The sequence below is a fragment of the Pseudomonas sp. Xaverov 83 genome (assembly GCF_019352905.1).
Classification (GTDB): Bacteria; Pseudomonadota; Gammaproteobacteria; order Pseudomonadales; family Pseudomonadaceae; genus Aquipseudomonas; species Aquipseudomonas yamanorum.
Window position 1 is genome coordinate 1 of record NZ_JAAAFU010000081.1, and the last position, 26,102, is coordinate 26,102.

The window sequence follows — 26,102 nt, forward strand, 5'->3', positions numbered from 1 at the left end:
GCGTTTTGCTTACTTTTGCGCTTTTCAAAAGTGAGCCGCTGTAAGAGCGGAACCCTAAGCGGCCGTTACCGCAGCAACGGATATGTACCCCATCTACCCCACACCAATCATCCCCCAGCCTTATCGCGCACCATTCACCCCCAACCGTATTTATTGTGACCGCAAGCCCCGTGCCTGACACTCAACCCATCCACCCCTAACCGCCCCTGGAGTCCCCAATGAGTGAGCCTGTGCAGTTCCAAGACAAGGTCGTGATCGTCACCGGTGCTGGCGGCGGACTGGGTCGCGCCCATGCACTGCTGTTCGCCAAACACGGCGCCAAAGTGCTGGTCAACGATCTTGGCGGCTCAACCCAGGGCGAAGGCGCCAACGCCTCGGCGGCCGACCGCGTCGTCGCCGAAATCCGCGAGGCCGGCGGTATCGCCGAAGCCAACCACGACTCCGTCACCGACGGCGACAAAATCGTCCAGAACGCCCTCGACGCCTTCGGCCGCATCGACGTCGTCGTCAACAATGCCGGCATCCTGCGGGACAAAACCTTCCACAAAATGGAAGACAGCGACTGGGACCTGGTCTACCGCGTACACGTCGAAGGCGCCTACAAAGTCACTCGCGCCGCGTGGCCCCACCTGCGCGAACAAGCCTATGGCCGGGTAATCTTCACCGCCTCGACCTCAGGCATCTACGGCAACTTCGGCCAGTCCAACTACGGCATGGCCAAGCTCGGCTTGTACGGCTTGACCCGAACCCTGGCGCTGGAAGGCCGCAAGAACAACATCCTGGTCAACGCCATCGCGCCCACCGGTGGCACACGCATGACCGAAGGCCTGATCCCGCCGCAAGTCTTCGAACGCCTCAAGCCGGAATTGATCAGCCCGCTGGTGGTGTACCTGGGCAGCGAGGCATGTCAGGAAACTTCCGGGCTGTTCGAGGTGGGCGGTGGCTGGATTGGCAAGACCCGCTGGGAGCGCAGCCTGGGTGTTGGCTTCGACCCTGAGGCAGGGTTCTCGCCGGATGACGTCGCCGCCCACTGGCAGCAAATCTGCGATTTCGACGGGGCCGCTCACCCCAAGGACAACATCGAAGCCTTGAAAGAGATGATGGCCAATCTGCAGAACTACAGCCTGTGATCGTTGCATGAAAAAGTTTTAATCAACCGGGGCGCCATGGCGCCCCGGTTTATTTCAGGCATAAAAAAAGCCGCTGCAAAGGCAGCGGCTGAAGTAAGACGTTTGATCAAGGAGCAATAAATCAACGTCAGTGAACACCGGTAACAGATTGAAAGTAGTGATCAATCCATAAAAGCATGCTGTTCTTCCAGGTTATGGAAGCGGGCGGTTTGCCCTGAAAGCCAAGCAAGAATAGGCTTTTGTTACAGAATGAAAAATAGCGATTCGAGACAAGGACTGTTACCGAACCGGCAACAGTGGCAATAAGGCCTCATCCATCCTTCTGATAACCCTTCATCCATCTCGTCCATACCCTCGCCAATACCCCGGCCAGAGCGCCCTTTCATCCTTTAGAGCGACAACACGAATACCTCCTTGGTGCGCTTATCGCTCCTGATCGCGGGCAGTAGGGTGGGGCCTTCTGTCACACCACCGGGGAAGACGCATGACAAGAACAACAATGCGCGCCATCTTCAGGCCACAGGCGCTGGCCGCTGCGGTTGCTTTGGGTTGCTGTGCCCAGGCGCAGGCTGTTTCGTTCAACATCGGCGAGATCGAAGGGCAATTCGATTCCTCGCTGTCGGTCGGTGCCAGCTGGGGCATGCGCGACGCCGACAAGAAGCTGGTGGGTATTCCCAACGGCGGCACCGGCCAGGCTTCCACCGGCGATGACGGTCGCCTGAACTTCAAGAAGGGCGAGACCTTCTCCAAGATCTTCAAGGGCATCCACGACCTGGAGCTCAAGTACGGCGACAGCGGCGTGTTCGTGCGCGGCAAGTACTGGTACGACTTCGAACTGCAGGACGAAGACCGCGAATTCAAGCAGATCAGCAATAACCACCGCGACGAGGGCGCACGCTCTTCCGGCTACGAATTACTCGACGCGTTTGTCTATCACAACTATTCCATCGGCGATTTGCCGGGCAACGTGCGCGTCGGCAAGCAGGTGGTCAGTTGGGGTGAAAGTACGTTCATCGGCAACTCCATCAACAGCATCAACCCCATCGACGTTTCCGCGTTCCGCCGGCCCGGTGCCGAGATCAAGGAAGGCCTGATTCCGGTCAACATGGTGTTCGCTTCCCAAAGCCTCACCAACCAACTGAGCGTGGAAGGTTTCTACCAGTTGAACTGGGAAAACACCGTGGTGGATAACTGCGGCACCTTCTTCGGCAACGACGTGGTGGCCCATGGCTGCAACGGCAACTACACCGTCGGCAGCCCGGCGATTGCACCATTGCAACCGGTGGCGGCGGCGTTTGGCCAGGGCTTCCAGGTCACGAACGAAGGCGTGGTGGTGCAGCGTGCAAAAGACCGCGAGGCGCGCGATGGCGGCCAGTTCGGGATGGCGTTGCGCTGGCTGGGGGATGACACGGAGTACGGCCTGTACTTCATGAACTACCACAGTCGCACGCCCACCGTCGGTACCATCACCGCCAACACCAACCTGGCAACCATTGGCCGTATCGTCAATGCCGCCAACGGGATTGCACCGGGTTCCGGGTCTGGGCTGGCGCAAAGCACGATGCTCGGTCGCGGTCAGTATTACCTCGACTATCCGGAAAATATCCGCCTGTTCGGCGCCAGCTTCTCGACCACCTTGCCCACCGGCACGGCCTGGACCGGCGAAATCAGCTACCGGCCGAATGCCCCCGTACAACTCAACACCACCGACCTGACGCTGGCATTGGTCAACCCGATTGCCGGTAACGCCGCGTCACCGATCGCCAGTTCCTTCGGTGCCGACAACGCTGGCTACCGCCGCAAGGAAATCACCCAGATCCAAAGCACCATGACCCAGTTCTTCGACCAGGTGCTGGGCGCCGAACGCCTGACGCTGGTGGGCGAAGCGGCCTTCGTGCATGTGGGCGGGCTGGAGGCGAAATCCAAGCTGCGTTACGGCCGTGACTCGGTCTACGGCCAATACGGCTTCGGCGGTGACACCGACGGTTTTGTCACGGCCAACTCCTGGGGTTATCGCGCCCGGGCCATCCTCGATTACAACAACGTGTTTGCCGGGGTCAATCTCAAACCCAACGTGTCGTGGTCCCAGGATGTCAGCGGCTATGGCCCCAACGGCCTGTTCAACGAAGGCGCCAAGGCCATCAGCGTCGGTGTGGACGCGGACTACCGCAACACCTACACCGCGAGCCTGAGCTACACCGACTTTTTTGGCGGTGACTACAACACCCTCACCGACCGCGACTTCATCGCCCTCAGCTTTGGCGTGAACTTCTGATTTGGCTTAAAGAAGGACAAAAGACTATGCGCAAGATGATTCTGCAATGCGGCGTGTTGGCACTGAGCCTGTTGGCGGCCAACGTAATGGCTGCGGTGTCGCCGGAAGAAGCGGCCAAACTTGGCACCACCCTGACCCCGGTGGGTGCCGAAAAGGCCGGTAACGCTGACGGCTCGATCCCGGCATGGACCGGTGGCATCCCGAAAAACGCGGGAGCGGTAGATAGCAAAGGCTTCCTTGCTGACCCGTTTGCCAGTGAAAAACCGCTGTTCGTGATCACCGCCGCCACCGTCGACAAGTACAAGGACAAACTGTCCGAAGGCCAGGTGGCGATGTTCAAGCGCTACCCGCAAACCTACAAGATCCCGGTGTACCCGACCCACCGCACGGTCAACCTGCCGCCGGAGATCTACGAGTCGATCAAGCGCAGCGCGCTCAATGTGCATGCGATCAACGACGGCAACGGCCTGGAGAACTTCACCGGCAACCGCTACTACGCCTTCCCGATTCCGAAGAACGGCGTGGAAGTGCTGTGGAACCACATCACCCGTTACCACGGCGGCAACCTGCGCCGCATCATCACCCAGGCCACGCCGCAGACCAACGGCAGCTACACACCGATCCGCTTCGAAGAAGAAGTGGCCGTGCCGCAACTGATCCCGGACATGGACCCGGTCAAGGGCGCCAACGTGCTGACCTTCTTCAAGCAATCGGTGACCGCCCCGGCGCGCTTGGCCGGCAACGTGCTGCTGGTGCATGAAACCCTCGACCAGGTGAAGGAGCCGCGCCTGGCCTGGGTCTACAACGCCGGTCAGCGCCGGGTACGCCGTGCGCCGCAGGTTGCCTATGACGGGCCGGGCACTGCGGCCGACGGCCTGCGCACCTCGGATAACTTCGACATGTTCTCCGGCGCCCCGGACCGCTACGACTGGAAGCTGGTGGGCAAGAAGGAGATGTACATCCCCTACAACAGCTACAAGCTTGATTCGCCGACCCTCAAGTACGACGACATCATCAAGGCCGGCCACATCAACCAGGACTTGACCCGCTACGAGCTGCACCGGGTCTGGGAAGTGATCGGCACCGTAAAACCGAGCGAGCGGCACATCTACGCCAAGCGCCACATGTACATCGACGAAGACAGCTGGCAAGTGGCGCTGGTGGACCACTACGACGGCCGTGGCCAACTGTGGCGTGTCGCTGAAGGTCACGCGCAGTTCTACTACGACCACCAGGTACCGGCCTACACCGTCGAAACCCTGTACGACATCATCGCCGGGCGCTACATCGCCCTGGGGATGAAGAACGAAGAGAAGAGCAGCTTTGTGTTCGGCTTTGCGGCCAAGGCGGCCGACTACACGCCGGCGGCATTGCGCTCTGAAGGCGTGCGCTAAAACCTGATTGAAATACGGTCAAACTGTGGGAGCTGGCTTGCCTGCGATAGCGGTGTATCAGTAACAGATACCTAACCTGAAACACCGCTATCGCAGGCAAGCCAGCTCCCACACTGGAACGCATTTCAACGCTGAATCTCATGCCGGGTTGCCTTTTGGCTCCCGGCTTTTTTATGCCCGGCAATCAGCCTGCTGAATACTCCTCAACAACCGCCAGCCACAGGACTAGGGTAGGGGGCACGCCGCCTAATAATAAAAAACAGGGACGCAGTAATGACCGCCATGACCCGTTGTCTGGATCGTCCTGGATTCATGCCACGTTTGTCTCCCCATCATCTGCTACGCCCGCGTTTGGCCGGGCCTTTGCTCAACGCCTCGGCGCGGGTGAAGCTGCTCTGCGCCCCGGCCGGCAGTGGCAAGAGTGCGTTGCTCGCCGAGTGCGCGCTGCAGGCGCCTGCGGAGTGCCAGGTGTACTGGTTGCCGCTGAACGGCGCGGCACTGGATTTGTGTCAGCGTCTGGCCCAAAGCCTCGGCCTGGTGTTTGTCGATGAGCCCACGCTGCTGCTGGCCCTCAACCGTTGGCAAGCGCCGGCCTGGTTGTTCCTCGATGACTTCTGCCGAGTACCGGCACCTGAACTGGATGCGTTGCTCGATCGCATTCTGGCGGCCAGCAGTCCCGTTTTAACCTGGTGGATTGGCGCACGGCGGCGGCCGGCCTGCAATTGGCCACGCCTGTTACTCGACGATGAACTGTGGGAGTGCAACGCAGCCGAGCTAGCGTTTGATCACACCGAGATCCAGCACTTGGCCGGGCCCTGCGTCGACAAGGTGCTTAAGTTCAGCGCAGGCTGGTGCGCCGGCGTGCGCATCGCGTTGCTTGAGAGCGACGGGCACCCTGACAAAACCTTGCTCGACTACCTGCAGCACGAGCTGTTCAGCGGCCTGGCCCCCGAGTTGGCCGAAGCCTGGCGCGTGCTTGCACACCTGCCACGTTTCAACCCGAGCCTGTGTGATCATCTGTTCGGCTTCGGTGATTATCTGCGTGACTTGCAGACGTTGGGCGCCTTTATCGAACCCTGGGAAGACGCCACCGACTGGCTGCAAGTCTTCCCGCCGTTGGCGCAGCTCATGCGCGACGAACCCTGGCCGGCCAAGCGCTCCTGGCACCGTCGCGCCTGCCAATGGTTTACCGCCGCCGAGGACTGGCAAGCCGCGTTTGAGCAGGCGCTGCTGGCCGAAGAGTACGAAGTGGCCGTGAGCCTGTTGCAGCATTTCAGTTTTGAAGACCTGTTCCGCCAGCAAAACGCCGTGCTGCTGTTGCGGCTGCATGAGCAGCATGGTGTTGAATTGATGCTGGGTTCGGCGCAACTGGTGGGCTTGGTAACGGCGGCGTTGCTGTTTGCCGGGCGCTTCGATCAGGCGGCGTTATGCATCGATCAACTGGCGCGTTTCACCCCGCAACCGACTGCGCATTCGCAGCGCTATCTGCTGGCTCGCTGGCAGGCGCAATGGGGTTGGTTGTTACACCTGGGAGGCGAAGCCGCACGGGCTCGGGAACATTTTCTGGAAGCCCTGCAAGACTTGCCCGAGAGCGCCTGGACGTCGCGCTTAATGTGCCTGTCGGGACTGACCCAGCAAGCCCTGCTGCGTGGTGAGCTGGACGTGGCCCAAGCGCTGAACCGCGAGGCGTTGTGCCTGGCGCGCTCCCATGGCTCATTGCTGCTGGAGGCGCTGTTGGAACTGGATCATGCGCAGTTGCTGGAACAGCGCGGCGCGCCGTATCGGGCCCAAAGCCTGCTGGAAAACGTGCAGCGCATGCTGGTGCAACAGCGACTCAAGGCCGGGCCGTTGGTGGGGCGGATTTTGTTACGACGGGGGCATTTGGCCCTGCGCCAGGGCCACGACGCCGTGGCCGCCGAATGCTTTGAATCCGGCCTGGGCATGTGCCTGCACAGCCAGGACAAACGCGTGCTCTATGGCTACCTTGGTCTGGCTTTATTGGCCGCCAACAAAGGCGATTACGCCGAGGCGTTTATCCAGTTGCGGGACGCCGAGCGCCTGATGCAGCAACGCCAGGTGCCCGACACCGTGTACCGCGCTGTGCTGCTGTTGCTCAGCGGGCATTTCTGGCTGCAACAGGGCCGCGCCGAACTGACCCTGGAAGCGGTGACCCGCGTGCTGCGTCACTACCGGGGGCCGAAGGCCAAACAGGCGCCGCCGGCCACCCTGGAGCTGATCCCGCGCCTTGAATATTTGCAGGTGTTGGCCGAAGTGAAATTGCGCCGCGCCGAAGAGCCTGTCGCCCGCTTGAGTGCGTTACTGGGGACTGCCCGTCAGCGCGGAATGCTCTGCCTGGAGGCGGAGTTGCACTTGGTGCTGGGGGAAGTGGCCTGGCAGATCGGCGATCGCCCGTTGGCCGTGCGCTCCCTGGAGGCCGGGTTGGAGCTGGCGGGGCGTTGCCAGGTACAACAGGCGATTCGCGAGTTGCGCCTCCGGCAACCGGGGTTGTTGAGTGCGCTGGGGCTGGAGCCGCAAGAGTGTCAGGCGACGGCCGGGGAAAACCCTCTGAGCCAGCGCGAGCTTGAGGTGCTGCAATTGATTGCCCAGGGCAATTCAAATCTGGAAATTGCCGGGCAGTTGTTTATCTCGCTGCACACGGTGAAAACCCATGCCCGGAGGATTCATAGCAAGTTGGGGGTGGAGCGGCGTACCCAGGCGGTGGCCAAGGCCAAAACCTTGGGATTGATGGCCTGAACTCTAATCTCGAAATCAACGCAGGCTAATGTGGGAGCCGGGCTTGCCCGCGATGACGGTGTGTCAGCGACAGACAGCTAACCTGATGCACCGCTATCGCAGGCAAGCCAGCTCCCACATTAGCCTGCGTTGTGTCAGGGAAGCTGATAACCCATCCGCCAACTCACCGCCTGGGTGGCCGCCAACAAACGCTTCGCCGCCGGGCCATCTTCATCGGCATGGAACAGCGAAGTCGGCCCCACTACGGTCAAAACCGCCGCCACTTGGCCGACCGCGTTGAACACCGGCGCCGACAACGCGTCCACACCCGGCATCAGCAAACCGTGCACAAAGTGCAGGCCTCGCTGGCGGATCTGCTCGCAGGTGGTGGCGTACGCCTGGTCATCCGCCAACGCATGGGCGATGCCCGCCTGAATTTCCCGCTCCCGCAACTCCACGGTTTCCCGCGACGGCAGAAACGCGCTGAACACCAGCCCGGTGGATGAGCTGAGCAGCGGCAACACCGAGCCCAATTGCGTCACCACCGTTACCGCGCGCACTGCCGGCTCGATGTGCACCACGGTCGCGCCCTGGTTGCCCCAAACGGCCAGGAAGCAGGTTTCATTCAACTCGTCCCGCAGTTCCGCCAGGGGCAGGGCGGCGACTTTCAGCACGTCCATGCTGCCCAGCGCGGCCAGCCCCACGCGCAAGGCTTCGCGGCCCAGGCCGTAATGGTTGGTGGCGGTGTTCTGTTCAGCAAAACCGGAGGCAATCAGCGCCTGCAAGTAGCGGTGGACCTTGCTCGCCGGCATTTGCACGTGTTCGGCAAGGCGCGACAACGAGGTGGCCGGCGACAGTTCAGCCAGGGCCTTGAGGATGTCGGTGCCCACTTCAGCCGAGCGGACTTTCTGTTTACCGGTGTCGCGGGGGGCGGGCGGCTTTTCCATGGAGGGCATGAATCCGAAAGACGAATGGGCGTCTTTATAGCTTGACGGTCAACAGGTATCAAATTACGTTATGCGTAACTGGATTACGATAAAAACAACTTCCGCTCAGAGGACGATCCATGACCCTCGAATACCAATCAGGCTTCGGCAATGAATTTGCCAGCGAAGCCTTGCCCGGCGCACTGCCGGTTGGCCAGAACGCCCCGCAGAAAGCGCCCTACGGGCTGTACACCGAACTCTTCTCCGGCACCGCCTTCACCATGGCCCGCAGCGAAGCCCGGCGCACCTGGTTGTACCGCATCCAGCCGTCGGCCAATCACCCGGCGTTCGTCAAGCTGGAGCGGCAATTGGCCAGTGGCCCGCTTGGAGCGGTGACGCCTAATCGCCTGCGCTGGAACCCGCTGGATATTCCCGCTGAGCCGACAGATTTCATCGACGGGCTTGTCGGCATGGTCGCCAATTCCGGGTCGGAAAAACCTTCGGGCATCAGCATCTACAACTACCGCGCCAATCGCTCCATGGACCGCGTGTTCTTCAACGCCGACGGCGAACTGTTGATTGTTCCCGAGCAGGGCCGCCTGCGTATCGCCACCGAACTGGGTGTGCTGGACGTTGAGCCGCTGGAAATAGTCGTGCTGCCCCGCGGTCTGAAATTCCGCGTCGAACTGCTGGATGCACAAGCCCGCGGCTACGTCGCTGAAAACCATGGCGCGCCACTGCGCCTACCGGACCTCGGGCCGATCGGTAGCAATGGCCTGGCCAACCCACGGGATTTCCTCACCCCCGTCGCTCATTACGAAGACCTCAAGCAACCAACCACGCTGGTGCAGAAATTCCTCGGCGAACTCTGGGGCTGCGAGTTGGACCATTCGCCGCTGAACGTGGTGGCGTGGCACGGCAACAACGTGCCGTACAAATACGACCTGCGCCGCTTCAACACCATTGGCACCGTGAGTTTCGATCACCCAGACCCGTCGATCTTCACCGTATTGACCTCGCCCACCAGCGTGCATGGCCTGGCCAACCTCGACTTCGTGATCTTCCCGCCTCGCTGGATGGTTGCCGAAAACACCTTCCGGCCACCGTGGTTCCACCGCAACCTGATGAACGAATACATGGGCCTGATCCAGGGCGCCTACGATGCCAAGGCCGAAGGCTTCGTGCCCGGTGGCGCGTCGTTGCACAGCTGCATGAGCGCCCATGGCCCGGATGGCGAGACCTGCACCAAGGCCATCAACGCGACGCTTGAGCCCCACAAGATTGATAACACCATGGCCTTTATGTTCGAGACCAGCCAGGTGCTGCGCCCTACACAATTCGCGCTGGAATGCTCACAGCTGCAACCTTCTTACGACGCTTGCTGGGCCTCGCTCCCTGCAACCTTCAACCCGAATCGGAGATAACCCATGACTCAGCCTAATCTCACCCGCAGCTGGGTGGCTTCCGCCAACGGTCACCGGGATTTCCCGCTGCAAAACCTGCCGTTGGGTGTGTTCAGCGTTAACGGCGCTGCACCGCGCAGTGGCGTGGCGATCGGCGATCATGTTTTCGATCTGCAGGCCGCTTTGGAATTCTTTGAGGGCGAGGCCCGCCGTGCCGTTGAAGCCACTGCTGGTGGCCAACTGAATGCGTTTTTTGAACTGGGCCGTGGCCCGCGTGTGGCCCTGCGTGAACGCCTGCTGGAACTGCTGGCGGAAGGCAGCGACCTGCAAGGCAAACTGCAATCAGCGCTGCATCCGGCTGCCGCTTGCCAGATGCACCTGCCGGCCAAAATCAATGATTACACCGACTTCTACGTCGGCATCGAGCACGCGCAAAACGTCGGCAAACTGTTCCGCCCGGACAACCCGCTGCTGCCCAACTACAAGTACGTGCCGATCGGTTATCACGGCCGTGCGTCGACCATTCGCCCGTCGGGCACCGACGTCCGCCGCCCTAAAGGCCAGACGCTGCCAGCCAGTCAAACCGAGCCGACCTTCGGCCCTTGCGTACGCCTGGACTACGAGCTGGAGCTGGGCATCTGGATCGGCCAGGGCAATGCCATGGGCGACTCGATTGCCATTGGTGACGCCGCTGATCACATCGCCGGTTTCTGCCTGCTCAACGACTGGTCGGCGCGGGATATCCAGGCTTGGGAATACCAGCCGCTGGGCCCGTTCCTGTCGAAGAGTTTTATCACCAGCATTTCGCCATGGGTGGTGACGGCTGAAGCCCTGGAACCATTCCGCAAGGCACAACCGGCGCGCCCTCAAGGCGACCCGCAACCCCTGCCGTACCTTCTGGACAAGCGCGACCAGGCCGCTGGTGGTTTTGATATCGAACTGGAAGTACTGCTGACCACCGCCGCGATGCGTGAGCAGAACCTGCCGGCCCATCGCTTGACCCTGAGCAACACCCAACACATGTACTGGACCGTCGCGCAGATGGTTGCGCACCACAGTGTCAACGGCTGCCAGTTGCAGGCCGGCGACCTGTTCGGTTCGGGCACCTTGTCGGGGCCGGAAGCCGGTCAGTTCGGCAGCCTGCTGGAAATCACCGAAGGCGGTAAAAAGCCGATCGAATTGGCGTCTGGAGAGGTGCGTAAGTTCCTCGAAGACGGCGATGAAATCATCCTGCGTGCCCGCTGCACCCGCGACGGGTTTGCCTCCATCGGCTTCGGCGAATGCCGGGGTACCGTGGTCGCGGCGCGCTAAGAGGGCAGGGCCATGGAACTCTATACCTACTACCGCTCTACTTCGTCGTACCGGGTGCGGATCGCGCTGGCCCTCAAGGGCCTGGACTTCACCGCAGTGCCGGTCAACCTGCTGGTGCCCAAGGGCGGCGCCAACCATCAGCCGGAGTACCTGGCGATCAACCCGCAGGGTCGTGTGCCGGCCTTGCGCACCGATGATGGTGATGTGCTGATTCAGTCACCGGCGATCATCGAGTACCTGGAGGAACGTTATCCACAGGTGCCGTTGCTCTCCAGGGATTTGGCGACCCGCGCCCATGAGCGCGCGGTGGCGTCGATCATCGGCTGCGACATTCATCCGCTGCACAACTCCAGTACCCAGAATCTGCTCAAGCAGTGGGGGCACGATGAGGCGCAAGTGTTGGAGTGGATCGGGCACTGGATCAGCCAGGGTCTGGCGGCGGTTGAGCAGTTGATTGGTGATCAGGGTTATTGCTTTGGCGACCAGCCGGGGATGGCGGATACGTTCTTGATTCCACAGTTGTATGCGGCGGAGCGGTTTAAGGTGTCGTTGGCGGCGTATCCACGCATTCAGCGGGTGGCGGGATTGGCGGCGCAGCATCCGGCGTTCATGGCGGCTCATCCCGCCAACCAACCGGATACCCCATAAATCTCCAGGCTCACACCGGCCAAATGTGGGAGCGGGCTTGCTCGCGAATACGGTGTATCAGTCAGCAGATGTATTGACTGGCATACCGCTTTCGCGAGCAAGCCCGCTCCCACATGTGATCTTCAGCGTGTCCAAAATATATAAAAACAATACAGGTCCCTTGCGATGCACAATCAGATTGCCAGCTTTCGTGCGGCACTCGACGCCCGCCCGGTGTCGCGCTATCAGTGGTTGATTCTCCTGTTGCTGGCGCTGTTGCTGGTCACCGACGGCTACGACGCCCAGGTCCTGGGCTACGTGGTCCCGGCTCTGGCCAAGGACTGGGGCCTGGAAAAAGCCGCGTTCGGCCCGGTGTTCAGCGCCAACCTGTTGGGGCTGACCCTGGGTTCCCTGGCCGTCACGCCGCTGGCGGATCGCTTCGGGGTGCGGCGCATCCTGCTGTGCTGTGTGTTGATCTACGCCAGCCTCACGGTGCTGATGGTGTTCGCCAACTCCCTCAATACCTTGATGGCCGCCCGTTTTATCTGCGGCATTGGTATGGGCGGCGCGATGCCCAGTGCCATGGCCCTCATGTCGGAATACTCACCACCCCGCCTGCGAACATTGATGGTGACGCTGGCGGCCTGTGGCTTCTCTTTCGGTGGTGCGGCCGGTGGTTTTGTCGCGGCCGGGTTTATCGACAGTTTCGGCTGGCAGGCGGTGTTCCTCGCCGGTGGTGTGACGCCATTGCTGTTGTTCCCGTTTCTCGCTTGGATGCTGCCTGAATCGCTCCCGCGCCTGCTGCGTGATGCACCGCCTTATGCGCGCCTGCAAAAAGTCACCGCGCGGATGCTGCCAGGCTGGCAACCGCCGGCGGCGAGCGAGGCAGAAAACCGCCAGGAGCAAGGCAGCAAACTGACAGTGGTGGAGCTGTTCCGCCATGGCTACGCGCGTCCGACATTACTGCTGTGGGCGACGTTTTTTGTCAGCCTGATCCTGCTGTATTTCATGATCAGCTGGTTGCCTTCGCTGTTGCTGGAAAGCGGTTTGGGCCTGAACGAAGCCAATCTGGTGACCTCGATGTTCCTGTTCGCCGGGACACTAGGCGCCATCGGCATGGCCTGGTTTGCCGATCGGTTGAAAAGCAAAGTCCGCCTGCTGTCCGGCGTGCTGGCAGCGGCTGCGGTGTGCACCATTCTGCTGGGGCTGAACCACGACAATCCGCGCTATCTGGTGGCCTGCGTGTTTGCGGCGGGCTTCTGCATCATCGGCGGTCAACTGACCCTGAACGCGTTCGCCAGTAACTTCTACCCGGCTCACGTACGGGCGACCGGTACTGGCTGGGCGTTGGGCGTCGGGCGGTTCGGTTCGATCCTGGGGCCGTTGTTCGGCAGCCTGTTGCTGGCGATGCACATTCCGGTGCAGCAGATTTTCTTCTTCTGCGCGATCCCCGCGGTGATTGCGGCGTTGTTGATTATCCAAGTGCGCTCGCCCATGGGCGCAGCACCACAAGGCCCTGATGCGTTATTGGCGCCGGGCGCTGATCACGCGTAATCCCCAGCCGGTGGACACGCTGCCATCACTCTGCCGAAGGTGGGTGATGGCGGTCAGGAAGCGTTCTTTCAGGCGGGCCTTGGCAGGGATTGTCAGCCGGTCGATATCGTAGGTTTCTTTCAATGACGTCCACAGTGCGGCTGGCTGAGGCTGCCAGTGGGCGTCGATGTCTTCGAAGTGGATATCAGTGAAATGCTCTGCCAGCAAGGTTCCCCAGCCGGCTTCACTGCGGGTGCGCGGGTCGCCCATGGGCAAGTGGGGCAACCTGTCCTCCTTGGCGATTGGGCGAAACGCGTCCAGGAATGCGTCGCCAGCAGGGCCGAGTAGAAACGTCCTGCCGATCAGCACCGCCAACGTGCCGCCGCTGCGCAATATCCGCTGTACTTCTTGCAGTACCTGTTCAAGATCATCCATCAGCATGATTGCCATGTGCGACAGCAGCACGTCGACGCTGCCCGTGGCCATACTCAATGCCTGGGCGCGTTCCTTGAGCAGCGTTACATCAGATGGGAGACGCAAGCGGGCGGCGTCCAGCTCCGCCTGGCTCATGTCGACACCGGTCAGTTGCAAGCCGGGTTGCTGGCGGTCAGCCAGCAGCTTGAGCAGATAACCATCGCCGCAGGCCAGGTCCAGCACGTTCAACGGGCTTTGTGCGGTGGGCACATGTGCAGTCAATGCGGCATAGGATGAGCTGTATTTCACCGCCTTCAGTTCGGCGAATGCCGCGCTGGTGGTGCCGGGCTGGCGTTGGTGAAAATCTTCGAGGTAACGTTCGGCGGGGGAGCGCAGGGGCATGACAACCTCATCCATGGGGCGGTACAGCTTACGCCAAGCGGGTCAATGCACCACAGAGTTGGGCGGCAAATGCCCCAGGCGTTCGGTCAGGCGCAGGCGCTGGATCGGGTCTTCGCTGAGCATCAACGCGTGTTCCAGGTCAAAACGCTCGGCGTTCGGGCAATCCAGACGCTGATACAAACTGGCCCGGGCCAGGTAGTCGGCGGCGCTGGCGTTGCCCAGCTCCAGCACGCGTTCGGCGTCCACCAGAGCGGCCAGGTGGTCGTCGTTGGACAGGTGCAACTGGCGCAGATTGCGTGACAGCCGCTGCAGGATCGAACGCGGCTCGGCCGTGTGCAGGTGGTCGGCCTGCAACTTGAGATTGGGGCCGTACTGGCGAGTCAGCAGGTCGCGACAATCGTTGGGGTACAGACGTCGGCCGCCACAGGGGTCGAGCAGGTGATCGGCCCCCGGCACCCGCAACAGGAAATGCCCCGGAAAGTTGACGCCGACCAAGGGGATGTCCAGGCGCCGCGCCAGCTCCAGGGCAATCAGCCCCAATGCCAGCGGCTGCCCGCGTTTGCGCTTCAACACCTTGTCCAGCAGGGCGGCGGCGGGGCGCAGCGGGGTGTGGTCATCCTGAGCGAACCCCAGGTCATTCATGCGCCGCAGCAAGGGTTGCCCGAGTTCATCCGCCGGCAGCATCGGCAGGCTGAGGCTGACCAACTGCTGCAACACCTTGAAGTCCTGCAGGATGGCCACGGGGTCCACTGCGGGGTCGTGCTCGGCCGCCATCCACAGCGCGGCTTCAAACAGCGCGGGCGGTGATCGTTCCAGGCAGGCAAAAAAAGCGTCGCGGGGCTTCATTGGGTTCTCCGGCGGATGCCTCGTTTTAGCCTTGCTGTGAACTTTCGTCCAGTGCCTTTAGAAGCCTCCTACCTGTTTATGTCGCAAACCCTTTAAAACCGGCGGCCTTATTCCTGCGCGCTTCAGCAGGCTTTCGCAGGCAGTCCTATACTTGGCGCCTACAAGAAGTGATTCGGGAGCCCGACGATGTTTGCGCTCATGCACAGCACACGCCTTGAATCGCTGCACCTGAGTGTCGACCCTGCCACCGGGTTAAAGGCGGTCATTGCCATCCACAACAGCCGTCTGGGCCCTGCCCTTGGAGGCTGCCGCTACCTCTCTTACCCCGACGATGAAAGTGCCGTGGCGGATGCCGCGCGCCTGGCCCAGGGTATGAGCTACAAGGCCGCGCTGGCCGGTTTGCCGGTGGGTGGCGGCAACGCGGTGATCATCCGCCCCGCCCATGTGGAAAGCCGCGCCGCGCTGTTTGAAGCCTTCGGCCGCTGCATCGAGCAACTCGATGGTCGCTACATCACCGCCATCGACAGCGGCACCTCGGTGGCCGACATGGATTGCATCGCCCAGCAGACTCGCTATGTCACCAGCACCACGGCGGCTGGCGATCCGTCGCCCCACGCGGCGATGGGGGTGTTCGCGGGCATTCGCACCACCGCCATGGCCCGCCTGGGCAGCGATAACCTGGAAGGTTTACGCGTGGCAATCCAGGGCCTGGGCAACGTCGGTTATGCCCTGGCCGAGCAACTGCACGCCGCCGGCGCTGAATTGCTGGTGAGCGACATCGACCACGGCAAGGTACAACTGGCCATGGAACAGCTGGGCGCGCACCCGATTGCCAATGAAGCCTTGCTCAGCACCCCGTGCGATATCCTCGCGCCCTGCGGCGTGGGCGCGGTGTTCAACCGCTACACGGTCGCCCAGTTGCGGTGCGCGGCGGTGGCTGGGTCCGCGAGTGCGCAGCTGACCAACCTGCAAGTGGCCGATCAACTGGAAGGCCGTGGGATTCTTTACGCGCCGGACTACGTGATCAATTCCGGCGGCCTGATCTACGTGGCCCTCAAGCACGGCGGCGCAGAGCTGGAAACCATCACCGCGCACCTGTCGAACATCGGCACGCGCCTGACCGAAATCTTCGCCCATGCCCAGGCTGAAAAACGCTCACCCGCGCGGGTGGCGGATGAGCTGGCGGAGCGCTTGCTGTACCGCTGAGGCGGGTCAAAGCTGATATTTCTCCCGGGCCAGTTGGCCCACGCCCATACGATCAAGGATGTGCATCGGGCACAGGATCGTGACCCGCACGGTTCCCGGCAGGCGGCTGATTTCGATGGAACCGTTGATGGTCGCGCGGTTGCGCACTTCGTCGATCGGCAGCCCGGTCACGGCGGCTGCGCGTTCCAGTCCGTTGTCCGTCGCGACGTTCAGATTGGTCCCACTGCCGATAAAGGTGATGGGCGCGTTCTCCTCGATCTCCACCTGTCCCCAGCGCTCACCCAACGTCTTCACCCGCAGGCGTTGCTCCGCGGTCATCGGGCGTGCCATGGGTGGGAGGTCATCGAGGTTTTGCAGCAGGATCGGCCCGTCCAGGCTCAGGCCCTTGATCACCTGCACCGTCAGTTCAGTTTCCCCCGACACATCGGTGGCATGCCCGGCAATTTCGCCATTGCCTTGCTGGGCGTGCATATCGCCCATGTACACCCCGGCGCCGGGGACCTTCACCGGGCAGATCAGGATGCAGCCTTCGCGCACGGAATTGGTATCCATGTGGCCATCGGTTTTCGCAGTGTGCAGTTCTTCATGGGTCATGCCGTAGCGATGGGGCGCCCCCACCAGGTACTGACCGAAGTCGCCGCAGTTGTGGGAATCCGGCAGATCTCGCGAAGGCGTAGTGCCGATGTTGCCCAGGAACGGGCGCATATGCGCGGCCAGGCCGGGGATGTCGGCGCGGGCCAGGGACAGGATCGAATGCTGAGCAGACAGTTCGGGCAGCGCCGACATGTCCGAGGCTTTGCCGGCCAGGCGATCCGCCACGGCCTGGTTGACCGTCAGACTCACCTGATGCTCGGCATCCAGGACGATCACGTAGCCATTACTGAAGCGAAACGCACTGACTTCAGCCCCGCAGGCATCGCAGCGGATGGCTTCTTCTCCAATGCCCTCGACGTGGCTGGCGGGATGCTCTTGCCCGCAGTTGGAGCAGAACTTCGCGACGAACGGGTCGCCGTGGTAACGCCCCTCCACGAAACTCATGACCCCCGAGGACGTGGCCAGAGACGTGACCCGCATGCGCTTGATCTTCAGCGCCACCGCGTCGCCGATCTCGGCCCCGGCGATAAACACCGGCTGGGTCACCTCATGGCCACCCTCAAAGGCCGGCGTAATCATCGGGCCCCAGCAGCCGGGCGGGGTGCCGGTGATCAAGGTGCCACCGTCGGCCAGCGGGCCGAGCATTTTCTGGCTGGGGCCGAGCAGCCCATTGGTGTAGGAGGTGACGGTGAGACGGTCAACAGAAGGGAGGTTATTCATTTTATTTTCCGGGCCCTGAGTGATTGAATGTTGAACAGGCTTCATCACTTAAGCGCCGGTGTGTATCTGTTGTGTGTCGCGCTGCCGCCATTGCCGGTACGTGTGTATCTCAGGGGCATCCATACACACTCTGATACACCCGCAGTGGCGTTCACGGGTAAATACAGATATCTCTGTTGCAGGCTTACTTTTTCAAACCCATCAGAACGAGGTTGGCATGTCCAAACAAACAGCAGGGCGCTCCAGCGGGCGCATGATTACCTTCAAACGCCCGGATGGCGCGGACGTCAACGGCTACCTGGCCAGCCCGGCGGTACTCGAAGGCGCGCCGGCAATCGTGGTGATCCAGGAGTGGTGGGGCGTCAACGATCAGATAAAGGGCGTGGCCAATCGACTGGCCGAATGCGGCTACCGGGTGCTGGTGCCGGACCTTTATCGCGGCGCGTCGACGGTGGAAGAGGAAGAGGCTCATCACCTGATGGATGGGCTGGATTTTGGTGACGCGGTTTCCCAGGACATCAAGGGTGCTGTGCAGTACCTGCAGGCGGATTCGAAAAAAGTCGGCGTGACCGGTTACTGCATGGGTGGGGCGTTGACGTTGCTGGCGTTGAACGCAATTCCGGAATTGGCTGCGGGCGTGGTGTGGTACGGCTTCCCGCCGCTGGAATACCTGGATGCGTCGAAGATCAAGGCGCCGCTGATTGGGCATTGGGGCACACAGGATGCCTTCTTCAACATCGACACCGTGGCGGAGCTGGAGTCGAAACTGCACGCGGCCGGTGTGGACGCGACCTTCCATCGCTACCTGGCGCGCCATGCGTTTGCCAACGAGACTGCGATTGGTGATGGCCGAATTGCGGATACGCAATATGATGCCGCCTGGTCGCAATTGGCGTGGGATCGGACGCTGACGTTCTTCGGCAAGACCTTGTGGCAGGTATAAAACACGCTTTACCAGCCTGCACATAACCCTTGTGGCGAGGGAGCAAGCTCCCTCGCCACAAGCAAGCGCCCTCGGCCACAGCAAGCCCTTTCGCCACTACTGGCAATGCATCACTCAGCCGCTGGCTGCCCAATCTCCGCCAATGCACTCGCATTGTTCTTGAACGCCGCCGCAAACGCCGCGCGGTTCTTGGCCATGAAAATACCGGCATCTTCAGCCTGCTTCTCGCTCAAGCCTTCGACGTTTTTCAACAGCACTTCCATCAGGGACTCTGCCAGTTCAAGCATCTGGTCGTGTGCGTCGGCAAGTTTGCGATCCACGAATGTAGTCTCCAGGTCACGGGTACTGCGATACAGGGTTTCAACAGCCATTTTTCGGCCTCGTCATCGGTGCAGTATTGAAGGGAGTTGCCCTTGGTTCGGGTGTCGCCAAGCGTTCTCGCGACTACTGTATTTATATACAGCTAAAAGCATAAGCCAATCCATGGGCTTTGGGTAGTGGCTTTTTAATGTAGTTGGAATCCGGGGGTTTGCAGCAAGAGAAATTTCTGACAACTTGCCGGGGTTGCGCCGGTTTCGTCCGTTCGCTTACCTTCCTCGGGCGCTGCAAATGCAGCGGACGGGCTTGGCGGCTCGGTATTAAGATGGCTCAACGGCTCCCCGATAAGATGCAGACGTTCAACGTTCGCACTCCTATGTTATGGCGGGTTGCGCAAGGACCCTTCGGGGTGCTGGGTTTCTTCTTACCGGTCCGCCAACCTTGTGTAATCCGTCACCCAATCTGCTTGGCGGCAGACGGTGGTGGTTTCCCTTCCATTAAGAAGATATTCACCATGAAAAAGATTACCCCAAGTCCCCCTTACGATTCACACACTGACACCCGTCTTCAAGCCGCAGCCAACCGCGCCATTGATCACTATCTGCGCCCTGAAACACCTGAACCACCTCCCGAACCCTCCTCGATTCTTTTCAGCGTTACGCCCAATGCCGACACGGAAACGTTACTCGCCAACGCCAGCGAAACCTTGAACAGTGCCCGTGAAATGGCCAGTAGCCTGGCTTTTGAGCTTGAAGGACCACAGCGAAGTTTGCTTCTGGCGATCCACCAACTGCTCGAAATGAGTGGTTTATTGGTCGATCAAGCGTTGGATCAAGTCGCCCCGACCTGACCTGAATCCCCCGGTCACTTGGATCGTTCCCACGCTCTGCGTGGGAATGCATACCGTGACGCTCCGCGTCACCTCTACCCGAAACCATGGGGCATGGGACGCGGAGCGTCCGGGGCGGCATTCCCACGCAGAGCGTGGGAACGATCATCGAGTAGCAAGATAAGTGCCTCATATCACCCCGCCACCATCTCACTTCCTGTTCCCTGGCCTTTTTTCTGCATGCAGAGAAACCGTCACGTCCAACCCGCATTATCCGGTCGAGCCGACCTAAGGAAGCATCATCGTGAAAATCAACTGGGCTGAAAACCTGCGCAAGACCGTGCACCAACTGGCCGAGTCCTTGGGAAATCTGTTCGTCGAGACCTTCCACTACCTGGCGTTGTTCGCCATTGGTGCGGTGACCGCCTATGCCGCGGTGATGGAATTTCTGGGGATGCTGGAAACGGGGCACATCAAGATCGATGACATCTTGCTGCTGTTCATTTACCTGGAGCTGGGGGCGATGGTCGGGATTTACTTCAAGACCAACCACATGCCGGTGCGCTTCCTGATCTACGTGGCGATCACCGCGCTGACCCGCCTGCTGATCTCCAACGTGTCCCACCACAACCCGCCCGACCTCGGCATCATCTACCTGTGCGGTGGGATTCTGCTGTTGGCGTTCGCGATTCTGGTGGTGCGGTATGCCTCGTCGGCATTTCCGTCGGTGAAGGTCCAGGCCCCGCCACGTAAAGACGAAGCGAGCCTGGAAACGGAGAAAGGCGAACTTTAAAATGTTGTCTTCAGTGGGCGCTGCTGCGTATAGGAATACTTAAAGTTTTTAAAGGTTTATTGAATGGGAAATTTATTTGGGGGGCATAATGGGGTTAATGTTTGATTTGGGGGTTCTGTAATATATCAATATATTAAGTTGTAGCGATCTATGGATAATTTGGACTGGCGTAGTTGGCCAGTCCCAACCTGACTCGCGATGCTCTTAAGTAGGTTGTTATGGCGGTGTTAGTGCGATTTTTTTAAAGTTTCCAAAATAGTTTATTAGTGCATTTGTAATTTCGTGGTTTAAGTCTGTTTGTGCTAATCTGACAACTAGTTCTGGAAGTCCGCCATTTGCCAGGTCTAATTCTGTGCTGATTTGTGCTGAGAGGGTCTTTCTATTGTAGAACATGAGTAATTTTTTATAGTCGCTTTTGCTTATTAAGTCGTTAAATGCTTGGGATGTCTCCTGATACAATGAACTGATATCAATGCTTTCGTGTAGTTCCTTAAGGGCAAGAGTTAACTGTTTTTCACCTTTTGCTTTTTCATTGAAGAAATTTAGTTTGAATTTTATTTCCCCAGCTACGCGTAAAGATATTTGCGTATCTAGTTCGGTCTTTAGTTTTTTAAACACAGAGGTTGAAATTTTTTTGAAATCTGCTGCGGGGTCTCTGGAGAGTCGAGAGCTTACAATGTGCAGTACTTCTTTTGTGCAAAATAGGTTCTCAACTTCGGCTACATCTAGTACATAGATTGAGTCTTTTTCTAGAGCGGAGATTTCAGCTTGGACTCTTCTGTCTCTATCGATAACTCCAAATACTGAGAGGTTGTGAAGTTGTACATTTGATTTGAATGCTTTTACTGACTGTATTACTTGTGTGCAACTTCCTCGAGGTATCACCAAGAAGGAGGGTAAAATTGCTCGGTATAATGAAATATCATGACTTCCATTATCACCTTCAACAAATACAACGGGTTTTCTGCTACCTAGAACCTCCAATAGGAGACCACCTGGAAGGTCATTTTCGACCAGTTCTTCCCAGTCCCAATGTTGGCCGTCGAATGATTTTATCCAGATCCGTTTTGAATTTTCCTTCGCTGCTGCGAAATCTACATCATGTGTTAAGTAGATGAATAAGCAGTCCTGCCTTAGTCTTTCAATTTCAACCCATAGAGGTATCTGTACTGATTTGTGTAGGTGTAATTCAGGTTCGTCTATCACAATGATGCCGTCTTTAGGGGCAGCTAGGCATTGGCCTATCAAATAAAAAATTACCCTTTCGCCGTCACTCATTTCTGATGAGTTATAGATTTTTTCAGGAGAGTTTCTTATTCTTGTTTGAATTCTAAGTCCACCTATTATAAGTTCTCTGTGCGGTAATATTTTTTCCCAAACTTCTTTTATTAAGTCCAGCTTTGTAAGGGGAGGCTCAATTCTCTGGTTATTGTTTTTTTGCAGAATTTTAAATTTCGCATTTTCCTCTGTTTCGTTTGAAAACAAGTAAACCATAAGCTTTTGGAAGTCATTCAACATTGATATCGCGGGCTTCCCACCCCATCTACTTCCCTCTCTATAAATTTGTCCCTGTCCCTCGGGGCTGTCAGCATGTCCGAATAATAAGTCTTTTTCTGCACGCTCTATAGAGACAGGGGTAATGGAGTCTGGCATTGCGAGGGATTTTTGAGCTGAAATTCGATGTATTGATTTGAGTTGGGGGGATTTCATTTCAAACCAAGCACCTAGGCGAGTTTTACCTGATCCGTTTGCTCCAATTAGGAGAATGCTTTGAGAGTTTGACTTTATATCGCTAAGTGTGTTGTCTGATTTTGGAAGAATTAACTTGTACTTCGTGTCTTTAGTCATGTTGGTCCCTTAACATTTTATAAGTTTTTATTTTATCTTGGTGATAAGATTGATTTGGTACTATTGAGATTGTCCTTCTGTTCGATCATTACCCATGAATTTATTAAAGGGAATACGGCCTTCTGAGCATGATTGAAATTAACACGAGCACAACGTGATGGCGATAGGCCTTGTATCGTGTTCAGTTAATTTTCATGCCCGTGCGCTTCCTGATCTACGTGGCGATCACCGCGCTGACCCGCCTGCTGATCTCCAACGTGTCCCACCACAACCCACCCGACCTCGGCATCATCTACCTTTGCGGTGGGATCCTGCTGTTGGCGTTCGCGATTCTGGTGGTGCGGTATGCCTCGTCGGCATTTCCGTCGGTGAAGGTCGAAGGCCCGCGCCGCAAAGGGCAAGCGAGCCTTGAAACAGAGAAAGGCGAGCTTTAAAGCACGGCACTCAGTGGCGGCCGGTTGACCGGCGGCCGCTGCAACACTTTGTGGCTATCCCCGTCGGTCATCACCGCTAATATCTCAATGGCGCTGTGCCCCTGCTCAATCGCAATCCCGAATTGCACGCTCTGCACCAGCCGTTTCAGGCGCTGCGGGTCGTTGCGTTGTTCGGCGCTGATCATGCGTTTGGCCACGACGCCGTCTTCATCGGACAGGGTCAGCATGATGCTGCCGTCCAGCCGCTGGATGCTTAAATTGACCCGGTATTTCGGGGCGAAGGTGTCGGTGATGATCTGAAAAGGGTTGTCCATGGTGCGTTACCGCCTGATAAGAACATGCAGTCATTGACGACCGGTGTCGGGATTAGTTCGCGTTTCCTGACCACCGGCCATTCGCTCGCTGAGGTTTTCACAAGGTCCGTTTTCCTCAGTAGCTGTACAGCAAAGGGCGTGCCGTACAGCAATCTGCCTGCCATCGAATGACCCTTGTGGGAGCGGGCTTGCTCGCGAATGCGGTGTGTCAGCCAATGAATACTCGGCTGAAGGACCGCTTTCGCGAGCAAGCCCGCTCCCACATTGGGTTGGCGGTGTTTTTGCGCGCGGTGATCCGTTTCAGGGCATGACCGAAAAAACGATCGCAGACAGCGCAATCAAGCCGATCAACACCACAAACACGTTGGACGCCTGGCCCGAGTACTGGCGCAGGGATGGCACTCGGCGGATGGCGTACATCGGCATCAGGAACAACAGGCAGGCGATGATCGGCCCGCCCATGGTTTCGATCATGCCGAGGATGCTCGGGTTGAAGGTGGCCACGGCCCAGCAGGTGAGCACCATGAACAGCGCGGTGCAGCGCTCCAGCCACTTGGCCGACATGCTGCGGTTGCGCCCGCGCAGGGATTTGACGATCAGGCCCTGGAAGCCTTCGCTGGCGCCGATGTAGTGGCCCAGGAAGGATTTGGTGATCGCCACCAGTGCGATCAGCGGTGCGGCGTAGGCGATGACCGGGGTCTGGAAGTGGTTCGCCAGGTACGACAGGATCGAGATGTTCTGCGCCTTGGCGGCGGCCAGGTCAGCCGGCGACAGGGCCAGCACGCAGCTGAAGCAGAAGAACATCACCGTCAGCACCATCATGCTGTGGGCCATGGCCAGGATGCCGCTGCTTTTGCGCTCGGCTTGCGGGCCGTACACGCGTTTCTGGTCGACGGCAAAGGCGGAAATGATCGGCGAGTGGTTGAAGGAAAACACCATCACCGGGATGGCCAGCCATAAGGTCTTGAAGAACGCCGGCAGCGGCATGCCTTCGCTGGCGGAGGCGAAGAAGGCGCCGTTCCAGTTGGGGATCAGGCTCACCGCCAACAGCAACAGGGCGGCGACGAACGGGTACACCAGCACGCTCATGGCCTTGACGATCACGCCCTGGCCGCAACGCACAATGGCCATCAGGCCGAGGATCAGCACCAGCGACAGGATCGCCCGGGGCGGCGGCGCCATGTGCAGTTGGTGTTCCATAAAGCTGGTCAGGGTGTTGGTCAGCGCCACGCTGTACACCAGCAAAATCGGGAAGATCGCGAAGAAGTACAGCAAGGTGATCAGCTTGCCGGCGCCGATGCCGAAGTGTTCTTCCACCACGTCGGTGATGTCGCCGGATTTGCCCGACAACACAAAGCGCGTCAGCCCACGGTGAGCGAAGAAGGTCATTGGGAAGGCCAGCAGCGCCAGCACGATCAACGGCCAGAAGCCGCCAACGCCGGCGTTGATCGGCAGGAACAGGGTGCCGGCACCGATGGCGGTGCCGTAGAGGCCGAGCATCCAGGTGGTGTCGTGTTTGTTCCAGCCTTGTGTAACGGTGGTCGGCGTCAGGTCTACAGCGGGATTTTCGGCAGCAGGTGTACGTACATCGGTCATCGTTATTGCCTCGTTATTATTTTTGCGCGGGCTCACGTCGGGGCGGCAGGAGTGCTCCGATCAGCACTCCACCCAGCTGACCGCCAGGCCGCCCCGTGAAGTTTCTTTGTATTTGTCGTGCATGTCGGCGCCGGTGTCGCGCATGGTGCGGATCACCCGGTCCAGGGAGATGAAGTGCTTGCCGTCGCCGCGCAGGGCCATCTGAGTGGCGTTGATCGCCTTGACCGCGGCGATGGCGTTGCGCTCGATGCAGGGCACCTGGACCAGCCCGCCGACCGGGTCGCAGGTCAGGCCCAGGTTATGCTCCAGGCCGATTTCGGCGGCGTTTTCCAGTTGTTCCGGAGACGCGCCGAGTATGTCGGCCAGGCCAGCGGCGGCCATGGCGCAGGCCGAACCGACTTCGCCCTGACAGCCGACTTCGGCACCGGAGATCGAGGCGTTTTTCTTGCAGAGGATGCCGACGGCGGCCGCGGCGAGGAAGAAATTCACCACGTCATCGTCGGACGCGTCCGGGTTGAACTTCATGTAGTAGTGCAGCACCGCCGGGATGATTCCCGCTGCGCCATTGGTTGGCGCGGTGACCATGCGACCACCGGCAGCGTTTTCTTCGTTGACGGCGAGGGCGAACAGGTTGACCCATTCCATCGCCGACAAAGTCGACGTGATGACGTTGGGCTTGCCGATTTCCAACAGGCTGCGGTGCAATTTCGCCGCGCGCCGTGGCACATCCAGACCGCCGGGCAAGATGCCTTCGTGGCGCAGGCCTTGCTCAACGCATTCGCGCATCACCGACCAGATATGCAGCAGGCCGCTGCGGATCTCGGCGTCACTGCGCCAGGCCCGTTCGTTGGCCATCATCAGTTCGGAAACCCGCAGGCCGTGCTTGTTGCACAAGGCCAGCAGTTCGACGGCGCTGGAGAAGTCGTAAGGCAATTGCACTTCGCTGGTCGGCGCGATACCGGATTCAGCTTCCGCCGCTTCGATGATGAAACCGCCGCCCACCGAGTAGTACGTCTGCTCGCTCAACAGGCCGTTTTCGCCGTAGGCATGCAGGGACATGGCGTTGGGGTGGTAGGGCAGGCTTTCGTCCAGCAGCAGGAGGTCGTGTTGCCAGTTGAAGGCAATCGGCTTGCGGCCGCCGAGCAGCAATTGGCCGGACTCACGCAGTTGCTGAATGCGTGGACCGATGCTGGTGGGGTCGATGCTGTCTGGCCATTCGCCCATCAGGCCCATCACGCAGGCGCGGTCGGTGGCGTGGCCGACACCGGTAGCGGACAGAGAGCCGTACAAACGGACTTCTACCCGACGGGTTTCGTCGAGCAATTGCTGGTCGTTTAGCCCCTGGACGAAGGTCGCCGCCGCCCGCATCGGGCCGACGGTATGGGAGCTGGAAGGACCAATGCCCACTTTGAATAGATCGAAAACACTGATAGCCATGCTAAACCCTTACAAGCAATGGAGTAGGAATCGCTGCCATCTTTTGTAGGACAAGCGGAATTGGCGCGATACTGAG

At 59.5% G+C, this 26,102-nt stretch carries 21 protein-coding genes and 1 pseudogene; 13 read left to right on the plus strand and 9 right to left on the minus strand.

Translation table 11 applies throughout. The annotated features are described in order from the left end of the window. The first annotated feature begins 218 nt into the window (after nucleotides 1-218). From K0H47_RS26305 to K0H47_RS26320, 4 genes are all read left to right on the plus strand, one after another. The gene (locus K0H47_RS26305) at nucleotides 219-1,130 is read left to right on the plus strand and encodes an SDR family oxidoreductase (protein ID WP_219273863.1); all 912 of its coding nucleotides are present in this window, start codon (nucleotides 219-221) and stop codon (nucleotides 1,128-1,130) included. Between the two features lie 484 nt (nucleotides 1,131-1,614). Next, on the plus strand, nucleotides 1,615-3,405 hold the full coding sequence (locus K0H47_RS26310; protein ID WP_063033087.1) for a DUF1302 domain-containing protein: 1,791 nt from the start codon (nucleotides 1,615-1,617) through the stop codon (nucleotides 3,403-3,405). A 26-nt stretch (nucleotides 3,406-3,431) separates the two neighbouring features. Further along, complete coding sequence (locus K0H47_RS26315; RefSeq protein WP_017476034.1) at nucleotides 3,432-4,799, plus strand: DUF1329 domain-containing protein; 1,368 nt, start codon at nucleotides 3,432-3,434, stop codon at nucleotides 4,797-4,799. 273 nt (nucleotides 4,800-5,072) lie between these two features. Next, nucleotides 5,073-7,553 (plus strand): LuxR C-terminal-related transcriptional regulator, encoded by a 2,481-nt coding sequence (locus tag K0H47_RS26320; RefSeq protein ID WP_219273864.1) that lies wholly within the window; start codon nucleotides 5,073-5,075, stop codon nucleotides 7,551-7,553. 134 nt (nucleotides 7,554-7,687) lie between these two features. On the opposite strand, the gene K0H47_RS26325 is transcribed toward K0H47_RS26320, so the two are convergent. After that, nucleotides 7,688-8,479 (minus strand): IclR family transcriptional regulator, encoded by a 792-nt coding sequence (locus K0H47_RS26325; RefSeq protein WP_219273865.1) that lies wholly within the window; start codon nucleotides 8,477-8,479, stop codon nucleotides 7,688-7,690. A 119-nt stretch (nucleotides 8,480-8,598) separates the two neighbouring features. Here K0H47_RS26325 and hmgA point away from each other — a divergent pair, with 119 nt between their 5' ends. From hmgA to K0H47_RS26345, 4 genes are all read left to right on the plus strand, one after another. Beyond that, the gene (gene hmgA, locus K0H47_RS26330) at nucleotides 8,599-9,882 is read left to right on the plus strand and encodes a homogentisate 1,2-dioxygenase (RefSeq protein ID WP_219273866.1); all 1,284 of its coding nucleotides are present in this window, start codon (nucleotides 8,599-8,601) and stop codon (nucleotides 9,880-9,882) included. 3 nt (nucleotides 9,883-9,885) lie between these two features. Continuing rightward, a complete protein-coding gene (gene fahA, locus K0H47_RS26335) occupies nucleotides 9,886-11,172 on the plus strand; it encodes a fumarylacetoacetase (RefSeq protein WP_219273867.1) in 1,287 nt (428 codons plus the stop codon). Nucleotides 11,173-11,184: 12 nt separating this feature from the next. Continuing rightward, nucleotides 11,185-11,820, plus strand: a complete 636-nt coding sequence (gene maiA, locus K0H47_RS26340; protein ID WP_093201643.1) for a maleylacetoacetate isomerase — start codon at nucleotides 11,185-11,187, stop codon at nucleotides 11,818-11,820. Between the two features lie 165 nt (nucleotides 11,821-11,985). Then, nucleotides 11,986-13,353 (plus strand): aromatic acid/H+ symport family MFS transporter, encoded by a 1,368-nt coding sequence (locus K0H47_RS26345; RefSeq protein ID WP_063033080.1) that lies wholly within the window; start codon nucleotides 11,986-11,988, stop codon nucleotides 13,351-13,353. On the opposite strand, the gene K0H47_RS26350 is transcribed toward K0H47_RS26345, so the two are convergent. After that, the gene (locus tag K0H47_RS26350) at nucleotides 13,324-14,148 is read right to left on the minus strand and encodes a class I SAM-dependent methyltransferase (protein ID WP_219273868.1); all 825 of its coding nucleotides are present in this window, start codon (nucleotides 14,146-14,148) and stop codon (nucleotides 13,324-13,326) included. The genes K0H47_RS26345 and K0H47_RS26350 overlap by 30 nt on opposite strands. A 42-nt stretch (nucleotides 14,149-14,190) precedes the next feature. Continuing rightward, the gene (locus K0H47_RS26355) at nucleotides 14,191-14,994 is read right to left on the minus strand and encodes a SirB1 family protein (protein ID WP_063033078.1); all 804 of its coding nucleotides are present in this window, start codon (nucleotides 14,992-14,994) and stop codon (nucleotides 14,191-14,193) included. A 186-nt stretch (nucleotides 14,995-15,180) separates the two neighbouring features. Here K0H47_RS26355 and K0H47_RS26360 point away from each other — a divergent pair, with 186 nt between their 5' ends. Beyond that, nucleotides 15,181-16,200, plus strand: a complete 1,020-nt coding sequence (locus K0H47_RS26360; protein ID WP_010176963.1) for a Glu/Leu/Phe/Val dehydrogenase dimerization domain-containing protein — start codon at nucleotides 15,181-15,183, stop codon at nucleotides 16,198-16,200. A gap of 6 nt (nucleotides 16,201-16,206) precedes the next feature. On the opposite strand, the gene K0H47_RS26365 is transcribed toward K0H47_RS26360, so the two are convergent. Continuing rightward, nucleotides 16,207-17,514 carry an acetamidase/formamidase family protein gene (locus tag K0H47_RS26365; protein WP_219273869.1) on the minus strand — a complete coding sequence of 436 codons (1,308 nt, stop codon included), beginning with the start codon at nucleotides 17,512-17,514 and terminating at the stop codon, nucleotides 16,207-16,209. A 217-nt stretch (nucleotides 17,515-17,731) separates the two neighbouring features. On the opposite strand from K0H47_RS26365, the gene K0H47_RS26370 reads away from it, so the two are divergent. Next, nucleotides 17,732-18,457: a dienelactone hydrolase family protein gene (locus K0H47_RS26370; RefSeq protein WP_219273870.1), complete on the plus strand. Its 726-nt coding sequence runs from the start codon at nucleotides 17,732-17,734 to the stop codon at nucleotides 18,455-18,457. A gap of 110 nt (nucleotides 18,458-18,567) precedes the next feature. Here the strand turns inward: K0H47_RS26370 and K0H47_RS26375 are convergent, their stop codons facing one another. Further along, nucleotides 18,568-18,828: a YebG family protein gene (locus tag K0H47_RS26375; RefSeq protein WP_003212789.1), complete on the minus strand. Its 261-nt coding sequence runs from the start codon at nucleotides 18,826-18,828 to the stop codon at nucleotides 18,568-18,570. Nucleotides 18,829-19,289: 461 nt separating this feature from the next. Here K0H47_RS26375 and K0H47_RS26380 point away from each other — a divergent pair, with 461 nt between their 5' ends. Together K0H47_RS26380 and K0H47_RS26385 are read left to right on the plus strand one after the other, a co-directional pair. Then, nucleotides 19,290-19,625 carry a DUF6124 family protein gene (locus K0H47_RS26380; RefSeq protein ID WP_177083360.1) on the plus strand — a complete coding sequence of 112 codons (336 nt, stop codon included), beginning with the start codon at nucleotides 19,290-19,292 and terminating at the stop codon, nucleotides 19,623-19,625. Between the two features lie 283 nt (nucleotides 19,626-19,908). Then, a complete protein-coding gene (locus tag K0H47_RS26385) occupies nucleotides 19,909-20,397 on the plus strand; it encodes a phosphate-starvation-inducible PsiE family protein (RefSeq protein ID WP_219273871.1) in 489 nt (162 codons plus the stop codon). A gap of 216 nt (nucleotides 20,398-20,613) precedes the next feature. On the opposite strand, the gene K0H47_RS26390 is transcribed toward K0H47_RS26385, so the two are convergent. Further along, the gene (locus tag K0H47_RS26390) at nucleotides 20,614-22,245 is read right to left on the minus strand and encodes a DUF4435 domain-containing protein (RefSeq protein WP_219273872.1); all 1,632 of its coding nucleotides are present in this window, start codon (nucleotides 22,243-22,245) and stop codon (nucleotides 20,614-20,616) included. Nucleotides 22,246-22,439: 194 nt separating this feature from the next. Between K0H47_RS26390 and K0H47_RS26395 the strand changes: the two are divergent. Continuing rightward, a pseudogene (locus tag K0H47_RS26395) lies at nucleotides 22,440-22,679 on the plus strand (phosphate-starvation-inducible PsiE family protein); the annotation flags it as partial. Here the strand turns inward: K0H47_RS26395 and K0H47_RS26400 are convergent. The 3 genes from K0H47_RS26400 to K0H47_RS26410 all read right to left on the minus strand — a co-directional run bounded on the left by K0H47_RS26400 (nucleotide 22,676) and on the right by K0H47_RS26410 (nucleotide 26,026). After that, nucleotides 22,676-22,993, minus strand: coding sequence for a DUF3509 domain-containing protein (locus K0H47_RS26400; RefSeq protein ID WP_093201619.1), 318 nt, complete (start codon nucleotides 22,991-22,993; stop codon nucleotides 22,676-22,678). The pseudogene K0H47_RS26395 and the gene K0H47_RS26400 overlap by 4 nt on opposite strands. 300 nt (nucleotides 22,994-23,293) lie before the next feature. After that, entirely contained in the window at nucleotides 23,294-24,589 is a 1,296-nt protein-coding gene (locus tag K0H47_RS26405) for a serine/threonine transporter (protein ID WP_017476046.1), read from the minus strand. Between the two features lie 60 nt (nucleotides 24,590-24,649). Beyond that, a complete protein-coding gene (locus tag K0H47_RS26410; RefSeq protein WP_177027447.1) occupies nucleotides 24,650-26,026 on the minus strand; it encodes an L-serine ammonia-lyase in 1,377 nt (458 codons plus the stop codon). Between the last annotated feature and the right edge of the window lie 76 nt (nucleotides 26,027-26,102).